The organism is Rudanella lutea DSM 19387 (assembly GCF_000383955.1).
In the GTDB taxonomy this organism is placed as follows: domain Bacteria; phylum Bacteroidota; class Bacteroidia; order Cytophagales; family Spirosomataceae; genus Rudanella; species Rudanella lutea.
This window is the reverse complement of sequence record NZ_KB913013.1, coordinates 4,212,911-4,230,947: the sequence shown is the minus strand read 5'-3', so window position 1 is coordinate 4,230,947 and position 18,037 is coordinate 4,212,911. Positions and strand designations below refer to the sequence as shown.

Genomic DNA, 18,037 nt, shown 5'->3' with positions numbered 1-18,037 from the left:
GGGCCGCCGGTCGGTTCATACAACGTATGGAATTAATAAAAACGCTTCTGGATTTCCTGCTCCACCTCGACCGGTTCCTCGACATGTGGGCCAACGAGTACGGAGTACTGCTATACGCCATCCTGTTTCTGATCGTTTTCACCGAAACGGGTCTGATTGTGATGCCGCTCCTGCCCGGCGACTCGCTGCTGTTTGCCGCCGGTGCCCTGGCTGCCCGCGACACCAACGACCTGAGCGTAGCCGTCATTATTCCCCTGCTCATTGTGGCCGCGCTCCTGGGCGACAACGTGAATTATTTTGTGGGTAAAACCCTCGGTAACAAGATCAAAATGCGCGAGCGGATTCTGTTCTTCAAGCGCGAGTACATCACCGAAACCGAGCAGTTTTACGCCAAATACGGCGGTCAAACGGTTATCATGGCCCGCTTTATTCCGATTGTCCGGACCATTGCCCCTTTCGTAGCCGGTGCGGGCAGCATGGAATATGGCCGTTACATCCGGTTCTGCATTATCGGTGCTGTGGTATGGGTAGTTAGCATCACACTGCTCGGTTATTTTGCCGGGAATATTCCCATTGTGCAGAAGAACTTTGAATTGGTTGTATTCGGCATTATTGGCTTTTCAGTGTTGCCCATGGTGGTTGCTTTCGTTAAGAAAAAGCTTCAGAATCGCCAGAAATAAACCGTTTTTCAGGTTTGTGGTCTGAAGAAACCACAAACCGCCTACTTCATCAGAAATGGATAATGTGAACGAGCTGGGCTGGCTGATCGCATTATCCATTTTTTTGTACAATACCCCCTAACGTCCCGACCTTATGAACCGCTACGGACTCATTGGCTACCCACTAACGCATTCGTTTTCTAAAAAATACTTCGCCGACAAGTTTGAGCGCGAAGGGATTACCGATGCCCGGTACGACCTCTACGAAATGGCCGATGTAGCCACCCATCTGCCCGATTTACTTCAAACCCCCGGCCTCCGGGGCCTCAACGTGACTATCCCGCACAAGCAGGCGGTGCTCCCTTTTCTGAACCGGCTCGACAGTTCAGCCCAGAAAGTTGGAGCGGTCAATGTGATTCGGGTCGAAGCCGACGGGAGTCTCACGGGCTATAACTCCGATTACTACGGGTTCCGGCAATCGCTCGAAGAGTGGGTAAGAGGGCAACATCCCGGCGTGCAGAGCCTCGCCGAGTTTTTTTCGGGCGCACTGGTGCTGGGCACCGGCGGAGCCTCCAAAGCTGTTGTAGCGGCCCTGAGCGACCTCGGCATCCGGTACAAACTGGTGTCGCGGACAGCAGCGCCCGGTGGGCTGACCTACAGCGAGCTACCCGGCCAATTGGCGCATTTCCCGCTCATTATCAATTGTTCACCCGTGGGCACCTACCCCAATGTAGCGCAAGCGCCCGACCTGCCCTACGCCGAGCTAACGGCCCATCACTGGCTTTACGATCTGGTGTACAACCCCGCCGAAACCGTGTTTATGCGGCAGGCCCTCGACCGGGGAGCCCAAGCCCTCAACGGCTACCGAATGCTGGTGCTTCAGGCCGAAAAAGCCTGGTCGATCTGGAACGAAACCGTCTAACCTTTAATCCCAAACCCCATGTCGCTTCTCGTTTTTGCTACCATTACGGCCAACCCCGGCCAGGAAGAAGCCCTCAAAACGGCTTTTCACGAACTGATTCCGCTCGTACGGGCCGAGGCTGCCTGTCAGTTGTACGAACTCTACCACAGCACCGAAAACCCAACCCAGTTTATCATGCACGAGCGTTGGGACGACGAGGCCGGACTACAGGCTCACAGCAACATGCCCCACATGAAGGCGTTCGGTGAGAAGGCCCGCGCCAATGGCTGGCTTGCCAAACCCGCCGAACTGATCCGGGTGCCCGAATAAACGTGATTGCCGATGCTTTTTCACAACGCCACCGTTTTCACCGGTACCGAACTGGTTAGCCACGCGTCGGTACGGGTGGAAAATGGGCGGATTCTGGAAATAAACACGGCTAAGGTATCCGATGCCACTTCAAACAGCATCGACCTGGCTGGCGACTATCTGGTGCCGGGCTTCGTAGACCTGCAGGTGTACGGCGGCACCCAGGTTTTCCTGAACCAGAAACCCACTGCCGACACCGTTCGGCATATACTCGACGCCCACCGGCGCTGCGGCACCACGTCAGTGCTTCCGACTCTGTTCACCGCCCCTCACGCGGTGCTAACACAGGCAGCTGATGCCGTGCGCGAGGGTATGTACGAGCAGCCGTTTGGGGTGCTGGGCCTCCATGCCGAGGGGCCGTACATCAGCCCCGACCGCCGGGGGGTTCATCCGTCGTCGGCTATCAGCACCCCCAATCAGGACGATCTGGCACTCCTATTTGAGCAGTACGGCGATGTGACTTCTCTGATGACACTGGCACCCGAACAATTCACGCCCGAGCAGTGGACGTGGTTGCTCAACCACAAACCGGCCCGGTTGCAGTTGTCGATCGGTCACAGCAATGCCACCTACGGGCAGGCTCGGCGGGCCCTTGACGAGGGTATCGGGCTGGCAACCCATCTGTACAACGCCATGCGCGGTTTTGAGAGCCGGGAGCCGGGGGTTGTTGGGGCCGTTTTCGACCACCCAACGGTACACAGCAGCCTTGTGGCCGACGGGTTTCATTGCGACCCCGTCTCGATTCGGCTGGCTCACCGGCTACTGGGCAACCGCCTGTTCCTGATTTCCGACGCCCTCCTGATTAGACCCCAGCAACGCCAGTTTTGGCTTACTGCCGATATGCCCCTGCACTACGAAAAGGGCCGCATCCTGAACCACCAAAATCAGTTAGCTGGCTCAGCCATTACCTTGCTCGACGCCGTCCGGCTATGCGTGAATGAAGCCCGCATTGCTCTCACCGACGCCTTACAGATGGCCTCTACGGTACCCGCCCAAATAGCGGGTTTTGGGCACGCATTGGGCAAAATCGCGCCCGGCTACGTGGCCAACCTGCTCCGACTCGATCATTCACTCCGGCTACAGGGTGTGTGGGCCGAGGGGAGCCGAGTGGTGTAGCCCGTCCGGCCGTTCTACTCAGTTGGCATAGTAAATACTCAGCTCGTCGGGACCAACCATCTCCCGGCTCACCAGCCGCCCACCGACGGCCGGGGCTGGCACACCCGCCCCCAGCATCCTGGGGCTACGGAACACCCGCATTTCGTCCCACAGATTGGCTTGAATAAACGAACTGAGCAAAGCCACGCCCCCTTCTACCAGTACCGACTGGATGTGCCGACTGTGCAAATCGGGCAATAATTGCGACAGAAAGTCTTTGCCCGGACTGAGCGTTACAAACGTGGCCGGTGTATCAGCCGGTGCGCCCGTGTATGTGTAGCATAGGGTTGGCTGCGCCCCGTCGAACACATGTAGTGACTGCGGCAATGTACCCATCTTGTCGATCACAATGCGGGTCGGGTTTGGGCCCTGCCAAAGCCGGACGTTCAACCGGGGGTTATCGTTACGGGCGGTGTTGGTGCCTACCATAATGGCCGGTTCTTCGGCACGCCAGCGGTGTACGAGCCGCTGCGCCAACGGACCTGATATAGACACCGGTTGCCCGCCCGGTCCGCCGATGAAGCCATCCGATGTTTCGGCCCATTTGAGCAGAATATAGGGGCGCTGTTGTTCCATCTGTGTAAAAAAACGCCGATTCAGCTCACGGCCGCGCTCGGCCAACACCCCGGTTTCAACAGTGATACCGGCCTCGCGGAGCCGGTTGAGGCCACGCCCGGCCACCAGTGGGTTGGGGTCATCGTTACAGACTACCACCCGGCCTACCCGTTTCTCCACCAGCAAATCGGCACAGGGGGGCGTTTTGCCGTAATGCGAGCAGGGTTCCAGGGTCACATAAGCCGTAGCCTGAGGCAACAGGTGCTCATCTTCGGGCCGCACCGACCGAATGGCGTTTACCTCGGCATGTGGCCCACCGTAGCGTTGATGCCAACCCTCGCCAATAATGCGCGGCCCGGTGCGGTCGTCGTACACCAGTACGCACCCCACCATGGGGTTGGGGCTAACAAAACCGCGCCCCAGAGTCGCTAACTCCAAGGCGCGGGTCATATATAGTTCGTGATTCATTGGGTAGGCTGTTTGCAAGCCGCCAAGTTAAAACCGATCGTCGTCATCTTCGTCTTCTTCCTCACCAAAGTGCTTGGTCGGGTCGAACATAGAGCCGACCAAATCCTGAAACGACTGCCCGGTATCCATCGCTTTTTTGCCGATGAGCGAGTATTCGGCAATGCCGTGCAGGGCAAACTCCATCATAAACAGTTTCTCGGCTTTGCTCAGGCGCGGGTGCAGCTCGTCAATCAGATCGTCGAGGCCGTCAATGGTACGCAAGCGGCTTTCGTAATCGCGGTTGGGCAGGTCGCTCAGGATTTCCATCGTATTGCCATCGCCAAACCAGTCAGTGATTTTCTTGTAAATATTGCCACGTTTTTCCTTCTTGGCCTTTTCGGGGTTCGGGAAATAGTTCAGAAACTGCGTTCGGATGGCTTTCCCGATCAGGTTTTGGGCCACAATAACCGGGCCTTCTACCTCACCTTCGTACACCAGTTCCACCTTGCCGCAGATCGCCGGTACCACGCCGTACAAGTCAGCAATGCGCACGTAGGTCTCTTTCTCGCTGTTGATCAGAGCCCGACGCTCAGCCGACGACAGCAGGTTTTCGTAGGCCGAAATGGTCATCCGCGCCGATACCCCCGATTTGGCGTCGACATATTCACTTTCGCGGGCTTCCATGGCCACCTGCTCAATCAGATCGGTCACCAGGTCATTGGTTTTAACCAGCCCCTTCTGCTCCGTTTTCACGATAGCCTCCTGCATGGTAATTTTCTTACCCGTCGCAATTGACTTCGGATAGTGGGTCACTATCTGGCTATCAATCCGATCTTTAAGCGGGGTTACAATGCTGCCCCGGTTGGTGTAATCTTCCGGGTTGGCCGTAAACACGAACTGAATATCGAGCGGCAACCGCAGCTTGAAACCCCGAATCTGAATATCACCTTCCTGCAAAATATTGAAAAGCGACACCTGAATTCGGGCCTGCAAATCGGGCAACTCGTTGATCACAAAAATACAGCGGTGCGAGCGCGGAATAAGCCCAAAGTGAATTGTCCGTTCATCGGAGTAAGGCAGCTTGAGCGTTGCGGCTTTGATGGGGTCTACGTCGCCAACCAAATCGGCTACCGACACATCGGGCGTGGCCAGTTTTTCGGTGTACCGGTCGCTGCGGTGCAACCAGCCAATCGGTGTGGCATCGCCCAGCTCTGCAATACGATCGTGTGCATAGCGCGAGAGGGGTTGCAGCGGGTCGTCGTTTAGCTCAGAGCCCTCTACAACCGGAATATATTCATCGAGCAGGTTGACCATCAGCCGGGCGATCCGGGTTTTGGCCTGCCCCCGCAAACCGAGCAGGTTGATGTGGTGCATCGACAAAATAGCCCGCTCAACGTCGGGAATAACGGTTTCTTCGTACCCCCAGATTCCGGGAAAAACCGTCTCTTTTGCCTTAATTTTTTCGATCAGATTATCACGTAACTCCTGCTTGATGGAGCGTGTCTGGTAGCCAGCCGCTTTGAGTTCACCAAGCGTTTTGATAGTAAGCAACTCTTTTGCCTTCAGATTGCGGTAACTCATTCGTAGGGGAGCGTTGTTATTAGATGTTGTATTCCCGGAATCAACAGCCCGAAGGCTCGTTCAGACCGGACGTACACCCTTATGCTAACAGGGTTTTCGGCCAAATGGTTTTTACAAATGCCCTCGGTTTTCCTCGGCATCCTGCATCGCTTTGGCCACCCGGTTTTTAAGGGTTGAACGTATCGGTTTTCGGTACTCCTGAGGCTCCGTTGGCTTGCGTTGACCCGGGAAAATCAGGCGTTATTCGGCCAACAAAAACGCCCCACCTTGCAAGCAGGGCGGGGCGTTTCGTATGTGTTATGCGGCTGTCTACGTCGACGAGAGCGTCCGCTTTACTTCTTTGAACTCGAAACCTTCGATGATATCGCCAACCTGAATGTCGTTGAAGTTTTTTATGCTCAAACCACATTCGTAACCCTGACGAACCTCGCTTACGTCGTCTTTGAAACGCTTCAGCGCGTCAATGTCGCCGGTATGGATCACGATAAAGTCGCGAATCACGCGGATCTTGTTGTTCCGCTTGATGTTTCCATCCGTTACCATACAGCCCGCTACGGTACCGATCTTGCTGATCTTGAAGACTTCGCGTACTTCGATATTGCCCGTAATGACTTCTTCCTGCGTCGGAGCCAACAGACCTTCCATGGCATCCTTCACTTCGTTGATAGCGTCGTAAATGATCGAGTACAAACGAATCTCAATCTGCTCCTGCTCAGCCAGTCGGCGGGCGTTGGCCGACGGACGGACCTGGAAACCAACGATGATGGCGTCAGAAGCCGAAGCCAACAGAATATCCGATTCGGAAATCTGACCAACGGCTTTGTGAATGATATTCACCTGCACTTCGCCTGTCGACAGTTGGAGCAGCGAATCCGAGAGAGCTTCTACCGAACCGTCTACGTCACCTTTTACAATCACGTTCAGCTCTTTGAAGCTTCCGATTGCCTTCCGGCGACCGATCTCTTCGAGCGTGATGTGCTTGCGAGTCCGCAGCGACTGCTCACGGAGCAACTGCTCACGCTTGTTGGCAATCTCACGGGCTTCACGCTCCGTTTCCATCACGTTGAACTTATCACCAGCCTGCGGAGCGCCCGGCAGACCCAGAATCTGTACCGGTGTCGACGGTCCGGCTTCTTTGATCCGCTCACCGCGATCGTTGGTCATGGCCCGAATACGGCCGTAATGCGCGCCTACGAGCATCACATCGCCCTGCTTAAGAGTTCCGGTTTCAACCAGTACGGTCGATACGTAACCACGGCCTTTGTCGAGCTGGGCTTCGATAACGGTACCGATGGCCCGACGGTTTGGGTTGGCTTTCAGTTCGAGGACTTCGGCTTCCAGCAATACTTTCTCGAGCAGATCATCGACACCCAGACCGGATTTCGACGAAATCTCCTGCGATTGGTATTTACCACCCCACTCTTCTACCAGAATATTCATCTGCGAGAGGGCGTTGCGGATTTTCTCGGCATCGGCACCCGGCTTATCTACCTTCGAGAAGGCAAACACGATGGGTACACCCGCCACCTGCGCGTGGTTGATAGCCTCGCGGGTTTGGGGCATGATGCTATCGTCAGCGGCAATCACGATGATAACCACGTCGGTTACTTTCGCACCGCGAGCACGCATGGCCGTAAAGGCTTCGTGACCCGGCGTATCAAGGAACGTTACCATCCGGCCGTCGGTCGTCTTCACACTGTACGCACCAATGTGCTGGGTGATACCACCGGCTTCACCAGCAGCCACCTTGGTCCGGCGGATGTAGTCAAGCAGCGACGTTTTACCGTGGTCAACGTGACCCATGATCGTAACAATCGGAGCACGGGGTTGCAGGTCTTCAGCAGCGTCCTGAATTTCTTCCAGACCCGCTTCCACTTCCTGCTCAGCCGTTACAAACTCGACATCGTACCCAAACTCGTCGGCAATAACCGTAATCGCTTCAGCATCGAGACGCTGGTTGATCGACACGAACATACCGAGGCTCATACAGGTAGCAATTACCTCGTTGACCGAAACGTCCATCATCGACGCCAGGTCGTTGGCCGAGACAAACTCGGTTACGCGCAGTGTCTTTGATTCTTCGTTCTCCAGTTCCATCCGTTCGCGCTCGCGTTCGCTGCGCTCCCGACGGCGATCCCGACGGCGGTCGGCACCCCGGTTCTGGTTATTACCCTGCAAACGGGCATTGGTAGCCCGAATATTGGCCCGTACGTCGGCTTCCGAAGGTGTCTCCCGACGATCCCGCGTGCCGCCCCGGTTGTTGTTATTGCCTGTATTACCACCGCGGTTGCCACCCCGGTTGTTGTTGTTATTGTTGTTTGGCCGACCGCCCGTATTGTTGTTGCGGTTGCCACCACCCTGACCCTGGCCTTGCTGACCCTGGGTATTGTTGTTATTACCGTCGCGTGGGCCGCGGTCATTGCGCTGGCCACCCTGGCCCTGCTGGCCACCGGCCGTGTTGGCCTGACCTTCGCGGGGCCCACGGTCGTTACGCGGACCACCCTGCCCCTGACGGTTATCGTTCGGGCGGTTCTGGTTGTTACCATCGCGTGGACCGCGGTCATTACGTGGGCCGCCCTGACCACCTTGTCCCTGGCCGCCACCCTGTCCACCGCCTGCATTAGGCTGGGTCGAGCTGGCCACGCTACCTTCTTTACCCCGAATCCGCTTCCGCTTGCCCCGATCACGATCGCGACCACTGGGCTGGCGGTTAAACTGACTCAGGTCAATGGTTCCTTTTACAGTCAGACCCTGCAACTGAACTTTACCCTCTGCCCGAATCGTTTCGGGCTCTTTGGGTGGCTCAGGCGCGGCTGGTGGTGTATTGGCTGGTGCAGCCGGTGGCGTAGCCGGGCGGGCCGCTTCAGGAGCAGGTGCCTGCTTCGGTTCGGCCGGGCCACGATCGGCCGGGCTGCGATCAGCCGGGCCACGGTCAGCGGCCGGTGCTGGCGTTGGCTCAGGGGCCTTAGCCACAGGAGCCGGAGCAGCTGGGGCGGGTTTTGCCTGTGCAACAGGGGCTGCCGGAGCTGGCGCCGGAGCAGCGGGCTTCGGTGCCGGTGTTGGCTCAGGAGCCTTGGCCACTGGCGCTGGAGCTGGCTCGGGTGCCTTGGCTACAGGAGCCGGAGCAGCTGGAGCCACAGGGGGCTGAGCCGCAACGGGTGCAGCAGGCTTTGGTGCCGGAGCAGGCTCGGGTGCCTTGGCTACAGGAGCCGGAGCAACCGGGGGCTGCGGTGTAGCAGGCCGAGGTTGCGGAGCCGGTGTGCCAGGCTTAGCATTCAGATCAATTTTACCCAGTACCTTCAGGCCGGGCAGCGTTGAACCACCCGACTCAGGCTTGCGCTCACTCGGAGCGGCAGAACCACGATCGGCCGGGCTTTGCGCCTGAGGCTGAGCGGCCTCGGGCCGTTTGGCGTCCGATTCGATACGGCGCCCTGCGTCATCACGACGGTAGAGAATAACGTCATCGTCCTGCTTGCGGGGAGCTTCAGCCGGTGCCACGGGAGCGGGCTTGGAAGCGCCGTTCAGCAGGTCGTTTGATTTGAATTCTTTCGCCAACACCTCCAACTGATCCATAGGGATCTTGGTGTTGGGATTACTATCGACCTTATACCCCTTGGCAGACAGCTTGCTCACCACGGTGGATAACCCCACGTGGAGAACTTTTGCCACTTGGCTTAGTCGCATTGATTTATCTTCTGCCATACGTTCGGTATATGATCGGCAAATTTAGCGGTTGTTCCTACGATATGAACAACAAGTACTTCAATTAAAATCCCATTTACTCAAACTCTCTACGTAAAATATCGAGTATCTCCTCGATCGTAGCTTCTTCCAGATCGGTCAAACGAACCAATTCTTCTTTCGTGCGAGCCAGTACGCTCTTGGCAGTATCCAGACCAACGCGCCGGAATTCTTCGATGATCCACTCATCGATTTCGTCCCGGAATTCCATCAGATCGACATCCTCGTCGTCCTCCTGTCCTTCGTTGTCGCGGAATACATCAATCTCCATATCCACCAGTCGACCGGCCAGTTTAATGTTCTGTCCACCCCGCCCAATGGCCAGTGATACCTGGTCGGGCTTCATGAACACAGACACCCGACGGGCCTCCCGGTCAATATTCATCGAACTAACTTTTGCCGGGCTTAGAGCACGGCTGATGAGCAGTTCGAGGTTTTCGGTATAATTAATAACGTCAATATTTTCGTTGTTCAGCTCCCGCACAATGGCGTGAATCCGCGAGCCTTTCATACCCACGCAGGCACCCACGGGGTCGATCCGGTCATCGTACGATTCAACGGCTACCTTAGCGCGCTCGCCCGGCTCCCGTACAATCTTCCGAATAGAGATCAGACCATCATAGATTTCAGGGATCTCCTGCTCGAACAACCGCTCCAAAAATACCGGCGACGTGCGCGACAGGATAATCTTGGGCGTGCCATTGTTCATATCGACCCGGTGAATCACGGCCTTCACGGTATCGCCTTTGCGGGGCCGGTCTTTCGGGATCTGCTCGGTGCGGGGCAGGCTCAGTTCGTTGTTTTCGTTATCGACCAGAATTGTCTCATTCTTCACGAGCTGATACACTTCTGCCGTAACCAGGTCGCCTACCTGATCCTTGTATTTCTGATACAGGATTTCTTTTTCGAGATCCTTAATCTTCTGAATAAGCGTTTGCCGGGCCGTTTGTACTACCCGACGACCAAAGTCTTCGAGTTTTACTTCCTCAGCCACCTGCTCGCCTACTTCGAAGTCATCCTGAATTTTACGCGCTTCGGCCAGGGGAATCTTATCGTAGTCCCAAATGTCTTCCGAATCATCGTCCACAATCTCGCGGGTGCGCCACATTTCGAGGTCACCACTATCGGGGTTGATAATGACGTCAAAGTTTTCGTCCGTGCCGTATTTTTTACGAATCATCGTCCGAAATACCTCCTCCAAGACCGCAATCATGGTAGGCCGGTCAATATTTTTTGACCGGGCGAAGTCGGAAAACGACTCAATAAGTAAGCTGCTGGTCATTTTTATTGTTTACAGTTTTGAGTCTTCAGTTTTCTGTTTAGAGTTTTCAGTTGTTCCGGTTGGCGTAAGGCCTGTTGTTCACGAACTATCAAACTGTAAACGGTATACTGAAAACTATTTAAAAGAAATCTCTACAGTAGCCTGTTTGATCTGATCGAACGAAAACGCGGTGGGGCCCTCGGATCCGGGGATCAGACCGGCGGCTTTCATTTTGGTTTTCGACATCTTAACGGGCTGTACATCAAGCACAATCTGTTCGTCGGCCACACTATCGAGCTTTCCCTTCACCTGCTTCCCGTCGGTTAATGTCAGCAGTATTGTCCGGCCGACATTGCGCCGAAACTGCCGAATCCGGGTGAGCGGAAAATCAATGCCCGGCGACGATACTTCGAGTGTAAACGGCGATTCGCCGAAGAAATTCATCTCTTCCAGCTGATTGCCGAACTGACGGCTGATGCTCGCGCATTCATCAATGGTAATCCCTTCGTCACTATCCAAAAGGAGCGTGACTTTCAATTTTCCGCCCTGACGACCCGCTACCTGTACATCGACTATATAGAAATAATCGTTATTAAGGTATGGTTGAAGCAGTTCAGTTATTTTTGCAACGTCATTCATGCCCTATGGCTAACAAAAAAGGGAGTAAAACTCCCCTTGCCGCACACCTTCATGGTTGGTTAACGGTGCAAATATAAGGCATTGAAGATGAAATATCAAGTCTCTACTCCTGCCATGCCGTTTCCATTCTCAGTACGCCAACTCATCCGTTTATTTTTCCGGTCGCTGCTGTGGTCACTCAACGTGGTACTGGCACTTTACACCCTGCTTTTGTACTGGCTCCTGGACGATGTGCCCGTTGAACACTGGTCGGCCAGTATGCTGATGATTACCCTGCCAATTGCCTGGGCTCTCAATATCGCCTGCCTGTTAATCTGGTTTTTTACCAACCCGTGGCGATGCCTGCTTTCGCTGCTGGTACTGCTGGCGGGGTTCTGGTTGTGGCCCCGCACTATTGCCTGGAACGACCCCGTATCGAACCTGTACGGTAAGCCTACCCTGACGCTGTTGAGTTACAACCTGATGAATTTCAACGCGGAAGAATTTTATCGAAACCCGCAGGCCCGGCACGAAACCCGGCTCCTGACCGACTGGGTGGTGAAAAACGAGGCATCGGTGAAATGCTTTCAGGAGTTTTACAACTCACAACGGCACCCAAGCCTGCGGATGATTGCCCGGTTCGACTCGTCGGGCTACGCCTACAAAGCCTTGCTCTACCCCGACTACAAACGCCAACCCGACATGTACGTTGGGCTGGCTATCTTTTCGCGATACCCGATTCTGAATCAGGGGCGCGAAGCCTTCGGGCCGAGCCATAACGGGATTGTTTGGGCCGACATCAAGATCGGGGCCGACACCGTTCGGGTCATCAACGTGCATCTGGAGTCGATGGGTATTCGGGTTCGGCGGGTGCTCGATCAGCAGGAAATGGCGGGGGTGCGGCTACAAACCCGGGGGATTTTGTCGTCGCTGCGGGAAGGGTTTATGGCCCGGCAAGCCCAAATCCGAACGGTGGAGCGGTATGTTGACGAGAGCCCCTACCCGGTGGTGGTCACGGGCGATTTCAACGAGACGCCCTACAGCGTGGTGTACGGGCGTATGCGGGCCAAGCTCCACAATGCGTTTGAGGACGCCGGGCGGGGCTTTGGTTTCTCGCTCAACCGGGCGCCGAGCGTGCTCCGCATCGACAATCAGTTTTACGATGCCAACGCCCTCACAGCCCTGCGCTTCAAAACGCTCCGGCACGTTCCCTACTCCGACCATTACCCGATTCTGGGGAATTATATGTTCGAACGGGCGCGTAAGTCCCGGTTTTGATCAGGGCGTTGCGTTGACCCACACTTCGCCATCGGAGAATACCTCTTTTTTCCAGATGGGTACGGTCTGCTTGATGGTATCGATAATGTAACGGGTAGCCTCGAAGGCGTCGGCGCGGTGAGGGGTCGAAACACCAATCAGCACGGCCATTTCGCCAATGCGCAGCAAACCTGTCCGGTGAATAACCAGGCATCGCAAAATGGGCCACCGCCGGTGAGCCTCATCCACAATTTTCTGCATTTCGGAGATGGCCATGCGATCGTAGGCTTCGTACTCAAGCCGATCGACGGAACGGGCCGAGGTGTTGTCACGCACTACCCCCAGAAACAGGTCAATAGCACCGGCACCATCGGCCTGTAAAAATTTGTAAGCAGACCCCAGGTCGATTGGGTCGGTAGTCAGAGCAATCATGAGCAACAAACAGGGAACAGGGAACAACGAACAGTTTACAACGAACAGTGAACAGTTTACAACGATCAGTACCTAAAGGCTGCTTACTGTTCGTTGTAAACTGTTCACTGTAAACTGAAAGCTACCCTCCGCTAACGGGCGGTATGAGTGCCACTTCGTCGGTTGGCGTAAGTGGGGTATCGGGTTCGGCGTATTCTCCATTGACCGCTACCAACAACGCCCGGATTTCGCTCAGGCGCGGGTATTGGTTTTGCAACTGCTCCATCAGGTCTGAAACGCGGGCCTGAGCGGGTAACGGCTGCTGAATGGTATTCTGACCGGTAATGTCGCGGGTGATACCGAACAGGAGAACTGTGATGGGTGTATTCATTGACCAAAGAAAACGAGGAATTCCGTTTGTGTCAACGTATAGTGTCCGGAAAAATTGACCATGAACCGGCCATTTAGTCGAAAAAAGGGGTCAGCCGATTGTATCTTTGGTAAAGCACCCCCGGCCGAACATTTCCGGCTGACGTGCTGTTTTGTCGGAAGACAACGCCCAATAGTCAACAATTTCCCATGAAAGGCTTTCAATTCTCCCAATACGTTCCGCCTGAGCAAAAAGAAGGTAGCAAGTTTGATCAGCTGCTGAATATTTTCCAGCAGTTGCTGCTGATTACGTCGGGCGATGTGGAACAGGCCATGTCCTGGATGAATCAGCTTGACCGGCAGTACAGCCTGACCGACGACAAGTACGGCATGGGCGACTTTTTTCAGGATCTGAAAGATAAAGGCTACCTGACCGAAGAAAAAGGTGAAGGCCGGTTGGTGATGACGCCCAAAAGCGAGCAAACCATTCGGCGGTCGGCGCTGGACGAGATTTTCGGGAAGCTGAAACGTTCAAAATCGGGCGGGAACCACAACACGCCCTATACCGGCACCGGTGACGAACTCAGCAGCGACCTGCGTACCTACCAGTTTGGCGATACGCTGGAGCAGATTTCGATGACCGAGTCGATTCGGAACGCGCAAATCAACAGCGGAGTCGAAGAGTTTACACTCATGGAGCGTGACCTGGAGGTGACCGAAAAAGAGCAGAAAACCCAAACCTCCACGGTGCTGATGATCGACATCAGCCACTCGATGATTCTGTACGGTGAAGACCGCATTACCCCGGCCAAAAAGGTAGCCCTTGCCCTCACGGAGCTGGTAAAGCAGAAATACCCGAAAGACACCCTCGACATTGTGGTGTTTGGCAACGATGCCTGGCAGATTCAGGCTAAAGATCTGCCCTACCTGGAGGTTGGCCCCTACCACACCAACACGGTGGCCGGGCTCCAGTTGGCGATGGATTTACTCCGCCGTCGGAAGAATAAGAACAAGCAGATTTTTATGATTACCGACGGGAAGCCTACCTGCCTGAAAGAAGGCATCAAATACTACAAAAACTCGTTTGGCCTCGACCGCAAGGTGGTGAGCAAGACCCTCACCCTGGCCGCGCAGTGTCGCCGTCTCGATATTCCGATTACGACCTTTATGATTGCCACCGACCCGTACCTGAAGCAGTTTGTGCAGGAGTTTACGAAGGTCAACAACGGCCGTGCCTACTACAGCGGCTTACAGGGCCTCGGCAACATGATGTTTGAGGATTTCCAGCGCAACCGCCGGAAGAATATTAAATAACAGGGAGGAAAGGAGAAAGCCGGAAGGGAGAAAGGGGTGCGGGCGCGAGATTATAATCCGCCAGGCTTCCTTTCCTCCCTTTCTGCTTTCTCCTTTCTCCCTATTTCCCATATTTCCGCTTCCGATTCCACTGCCACACCACGCCGATCAGGCCCACTAGCGCCACGGGGCCAATCAGATTGAGCAGTTGCCAGCCGGTGCGCTCATTTTGCAGCCGAACTTTATCGAGCGGCCGCAGGGTCACCTGCCGGTTACGGGCTTCGATAACGCCCTCAGGGTCGGCGAGGTAGTCGATGGCGTTCAGGGCAAAATCTTTGTTGGCAAACGTTTGTCGGGTAAACCGGTCGAAACCCAGCGGATAGGGCGTTTGGTTCTGGTAATTGACATCGTTGACCACCAAATCGCCATCCGAACACACCACCACCCGCGACTCAGCCGTGGCTTCGGCCCGGAAACCGCGCGCGCGGGGGTCAGTTGGCAGAATCTGATTGGCAAACAGCGACCGAAACCGCCCTTCGAGCAGGCATCCGACCATCCGAACCCCACCGTTGTAGGTGCGCGGGTCGGGCTGCTGCCGGGCCTCGTTGTAGCCCACCACCACGGGCGCCTGCCGAATCTGGGTGTAGGGCGAGGTGAGCAACAGGGGCGTTTTGCGAATGGAGCTGTTGCCCGCACCCACCGCCCGAACGGTATCCATCGAACTGACAAAACGGGTCCAGACTACGTCGAGGTTACGAACAATCGGGTGACTGCCCGCGCCGGTTCCACGCCCGAAGTTGTTGATAACCGGGTAAAACCGCCACGGCACCAGCTGAATATTGGGTTTGTCGCCCACGTTGCCCACATTGAGCGGAATCACGTTGCAGCTCAGATCTTTCACCACATCGCGGTTCACCCGAATGCCCCAGCCAAAAAACAGTTCGTCGAGGTTCAGGTTGAGCGGTTGCGCAAACGTGCCCTCAGCCCCGACGGAATCCACGCGCTGCCCATCGACAAAAAACAGGGCCCGCCCGCCGTTGACCACAAACTGATCGACCTTGAACAGATCGTCGTCAGAAAACGGTTGGTCGGGTTTGGGAACCAGCAACACGTCCAGATTGGCAATGGGACCGGGCTTGCTCAGGTCGACAAAAAAGAGGTCGTAGTTTTCCTGCACCGACGCCAGCAGGTCCGAAAACCGCGAGGGCGGCACATTGGTACGGGCCAGCAACCCCACCCGCCTGCGGCTACCGGCCGGTTGAGTGAGCCGCCGAATAGCCGATGCCATAGCGTACTCCACCCCCTCGTACGATTGATTCAGCTGTTCTTCGGGCGAGGCCGCTTTATTGCCCTTGAGCAGAGGCACGGCTACCTCCTGCCCTTTGTACGTGACGATGGCACCCGGAAAAATGATTTTCTCGGTGCGTTTGCCACCCTCGTTGGCAAAGAGATTGGTGGGCAGTAACCCCTTCTGACTCAGTTGTTCAATCTGCTTAGCTTTGGCTTCGGCATTGCCAATGGCGTCGATGTCGATAAACCGGTAGGTCACGTTCTGCCCGGCGCGGGCTTCAAACTCATCGAGTGTTTCGCGCACGGCGTTTTCGAGCCGTTTGAAACCGGGGGGCAGGTCGCCGGTGAGGTACACGTTGACATGCACGTCATCGTCGAGGCCCGCCAGCAGGTTTTGCGTAGCGCCCGAAAGCGTATATCGTTTTTCGGCGGTAAGGTCGACCCGAAAAAACAGGAATGCCGACAGGACATTGACAGCCACGACGGCCAACAAGACCAGAAAGACTTTTTTCATCATCTACTAAACGCAAAAGGCATACCCCTTCGCACATTTTCGGGTACAAGGGGTTAGAGCCGGGCAAGTTACGGAATCAGGTGCTTTTTCGGATATTTGTCCCCAACCACTCCATCAGAAACCCATTTCTTACTTTCCCATGTCCGACCAACAGGTAGCCTATTTTATCCATGCGTTCACCCATTTAAACACCGGCGGAGGACGTATCAAAGAGAGTGCCCCTCACAAACCGCTCGTTCTCCTTTCGGTCATTCAGGGCTACGAAACCGGGCTACTGACGGACAACAAAATACCAATTTCGCCGGAACTGATTAGCCTGTTTAAAACGAACTGGAACACACTGGTTACCACCAGCCATACGTTAGGTTTTGCCATGCCTTTTTTCCGGTTGAAAAACGAGCCGGGAGCATGGTGGCAGCTCGTGGCGAATCCGGGTTGCGAGCTTTGGGTACAAACCGGCGACTTGTCCAGCTTTAGCAGCCTGAGCAATGCGGTAGCCTGTGCAGAAATTGACCCAAAACTTACACCACTGCTGCTGCATGACGAATACCGCAATGTACTCCGACAGAGACTGCTGAACCGCTACTTCCCCGGTCAGCAAGTCCATCAATCGACCGATTCCAGCGAAACGATTGACGCCATCAAACGCGAGATGTTTAACGAGTCCCCCGCCGACAACTCCCAAAAAATGAAAGGGATGAAAAAGCGGCTCAACGGCGAAACGTACGAGATCGAACTCTACACCCGCGAAGCCGTTTTCCGGCGTGAAGTGGTTCGGATTTATGATGATACCTGCTGCGTCACGGGAGCGCGGGTTTCGGGGCCTTTTTCGTTTTCGATGGTTGATGCCTGCCACATCATTCCCTTCTACAAAACCTTCAACAACCACCCCACAAACGGTATTGCCCTTTGCCCGAACCTCCACCGGGCTTTTGACAAGGGAGCTATTTCGATTGATAATGATTACCGGGTGATTGTTTCCCGAACCTTTGTGGAAAACGAAAGCAGCGCCTACAGCCTGAAGGCATTAGCCGGGAACCCGATTGAGTTGCCAAAAGACGAGCGATTCTTACCTGATCGGGAAGCGTTTGCCTGGCACCGGGAGCATGTTTTCAGGCAGTAGCATCCATGTTTTACAGCGTTATAGCTTCCCGGAAGGACTTTCTTGACCAGCGTAGAAAGTTGGTCTAACAAACTCTATAACATGATTAGGGAACTTATGCTGTGCTATTCTGTAAGCAAATCGCTCACATTTATAATAACCTTCGATCCATTCCCAGACTAAGGGGGTAAAGTAAATCTGTAGGATCAAGGATTTGTCTTTTTAAAACAAACTGATTGCTAAATGTGTCAAACTTTATAACTATCTTCTCCATATTAACCCTCAAAAAACGGTCTCATTGATCATTTTCCCACGAAATAGCTTGTTTTGCTGCTCAGTCAACGGCTTGCCGTTAATTTCAAAATCAACCCATTCTGGTTCTTTGATGTAGCCCATTGTTATGTGTTTCTAAAGTAATCTACCTAGAACCAAAATGAGTCAATAAACAGCCGGCCCCACATACCCCTGATGCAATTGCGAAACCGGGAAAATCAAGTCCCAATCGCGGCCCCAG

Annotated in this window: 15 protein-coding genes; 7 read left to right on the top strand and 8 right to left on the bottom strand. The window is 54.9% G+C overall.

Features of this window, described 5'->3' with window-relative positions; genetic code table 11:
• The first annotated feature begins 26 nt into the window (after positions 1-26).
• From RUDLU_RS0117550 to nagA, 4 genes are all read left to right on the top strand, one after another.
• On the top strand, positions 27-680 hold the full coding sequence (locus RUDLU_RS0117550) for a DedA family protein (RefSeq protein WP_019989716.1): 654 nt from the start codon (positions 27-29) through the stop codon (positions 678-680).
• A 133-nt stretch (positions 681-813) separates the two neighbouring features.
• Positions 814-1,581 (top strand): shikimate dehydrogenase family protein, encoded by a 768-nt coding sequence (locus tag RUDLU_RS0117545; protein ID WP_019989715.1) that lies wholly within the window; start codon positions 814-816, stop codon positions 1,579-1,581.
• Between the two features lie 18 nt (positions 1,582-1,599).
• Positions 1,600-1,890 carry a putative quinol monooxygenase gene (locus RUDLU_RS0117540; RefSeq protein ID WP_019989714.1) on the top strand — a complete coding sequence of 97 codons (291 nt, stop codon included), beginning with the start codon at positions 1,600-1,602 and terminating at the stop codon, positions 1,888-1,890.
• Positions 1,891-1,902: 12 nt separating this feature from the next.
• Entirely contained in the window at positions 1,903-3,045 is a 1,143-nt protein-coding gene (gene nagA, locus RUDLU_RS0117535) for an N-acetylglucosamine-6-phosphate deacetylase (RefSeq protein ID WP_019989713.1), read from the top strand.
• An 18-nt stretch (positions 3,046-3,063) separates the two neighbouring features.
• Here nagA and ribD read toward each other — a convergent pair whose 3' ends face one another.
• From ribD to RUDLU_RS0117510, 5 genes are all read right to left on the bottom strand, one after another.
• Complete coding sequence (ribD, locus tag RUDLU_RS0117530) at positions 3,064-4,107, bottom strand: bifunctional diaminohydroxyphosphoribosylaminopyrimidine deaminase/5-amino-6-(5-phosphoribosylamino)uracil reductase RibD (RefSeq protein WP_019989712.1); 1,044 nt, start codon at positions 4,105-4,107, stop codon at positions 3,064-3,066.
• Between the two features lie 27 nt (positions 4,108-4,134).
• Positions 4,135-5,667 (bottom strand): P-loop NTPase family protein, encoded by a 1,533-nt coding sequence (locus tag RUDLU_RS0117525; RefSeq protein ID WP_019989711.1) that lies wholly within the window; start codon positions 5,665-5,667, stop codon positions 4,135-4,137.
• Between the two features lie 309 nt (positions 5,668-5,976).
• Positions 5,977-9,369: a translation initiation factor IF-2 gene (infB, locus tag RUDLU_RS0117520; RefSeq protein ID WP_027303168.1), complete on the bottom strand. Its 3,393-nt coding sequence runs from the start codon at positions 9,367-9,369 to the stop codon at positions 5,977-5,979.
• Positions 9,370-9,445: 76 nt separating this feature from the next.
• Positions 9,446-10,690: a transcription termination factor NusA gene (gene nusA, locus RUDLU_RS0117515; RefSeq protein ID WP_019989709.1), complete on the bottom strand. Its 1,245-nt coding sequence runs from the start codon at positions 10,688-10,690 to the stop codon at positions 9,446-9,448.
• 114 nt (positions 10,691-10,804) lie between these two features.
• Positions 10,805-11,308 (bottom strand): ribosome maturation factor RimP, encoded by a 504-nt coding sequence (locus RUDLU_RS0117510; RefSeq protein ID WP_019989708.1) that lies wholly within the window; start codon positions 11,306-11,308, stop codon positions 10,805-10,807.
• A gap of 87 nt (positions 11,309-11,395) precedes the next feature.
• On the opposite strand from RUDLU_RS0117510, the gene RUDLU_RS0117505 reads away from it, so the two are divergent.
• Positions 11,396-12,565 carry an endonuclease/exonuclease/phosphatase family protein gene (locus RUDLU_RS0117505; protein ID WP_245581680.1) on the top strand — a complete coding sequence of 390 codons (1,170 nt, stop codon included), beginning with the start codon at positions 11,396-11,398 and terminating at the stop codon, positions 12,563-12,565.
• Here RUDLU_RS0117505 and RUDLU_RS0117500 read toward each other — a convergent pair whose 3' ends face one another.
• Together RUDLU_RS0117500 and moaD are read right to left on the bottom strand one after the other, a co-directional pair.
• On the bottom strand, positions 12,566-12,976 hold the full coding sequence (locus tag RUDLU_RS0117500; protein WP_019989706.1) for a molybdenum cofactor biosynthesis protein MoaE: 411 nt from the start codon (positions 12,974-12,976) through the stop codon (positions 12,566-12,568).
• 121 nt (positions 12,977-13,097) lie between these two features.
• Positions 13,098-13,346, bottom strand: coding sequence for a molybdopterin converting factor subunit 1 (gene moaD, locus RUDLU_RS0117495; protein ID WP_019989705.1), 249 nt, complete (start codon positions 13,344-13,346; stop codon positions 13,098-13,100).
• A gap of 188 nt (positions 13,347-13,534) precedes the next feature.
• Between moaD and RUDLU_RS0117490 the strand changes: the two genes are divergently transcribed.
• Positions 13,535-14,638: a vWA domain-containing protein gene (locus RUDLU_RS0117490; protein WP_019989704.1), complete on the top strand. Its 1,104-nt coding sequence runs from the start codon at positions 13,535-13,537 to the stop codon at positions 14,636-14,638.
• A 100-nt stretch (positions 14,639-14,738) separates the two neighbouring features.
• Here RUDLU_RS0117490 and gldG read toward each other — a convergent pair whose 3' ends face one another.
• Positions 14,739-16,424, bottom strand: a complete 1,686-nt coding sequence (gene gldG / locus RUDLU_RS0117485; protein WP_019989703.1) for a gliding motility-associated ABC transporter substrate-binding protein GldG — start codon at positions 16,422-16,424, stop codon at positions 14,739-14,741.
• Positions 16,425-16,560: 136 nt separating this feature from the next.
• Between gldG and RUDLU_RS0117480 the strand changes: the two genes are divergently transcribed.
• Positions 16,561-17,544, top strand: a complete 984-nt coding sequence (locus RUDLU_RS0117480) for an HNH endonuclease (RefSeq protein ID WP_019989702.1) — start codon at positions 16,561-16,563, stop codon at positions 17,542-17,544.
• The last annotated feature ends 493 nt before the right edge of the window (positions 17,545-18,037 follow it).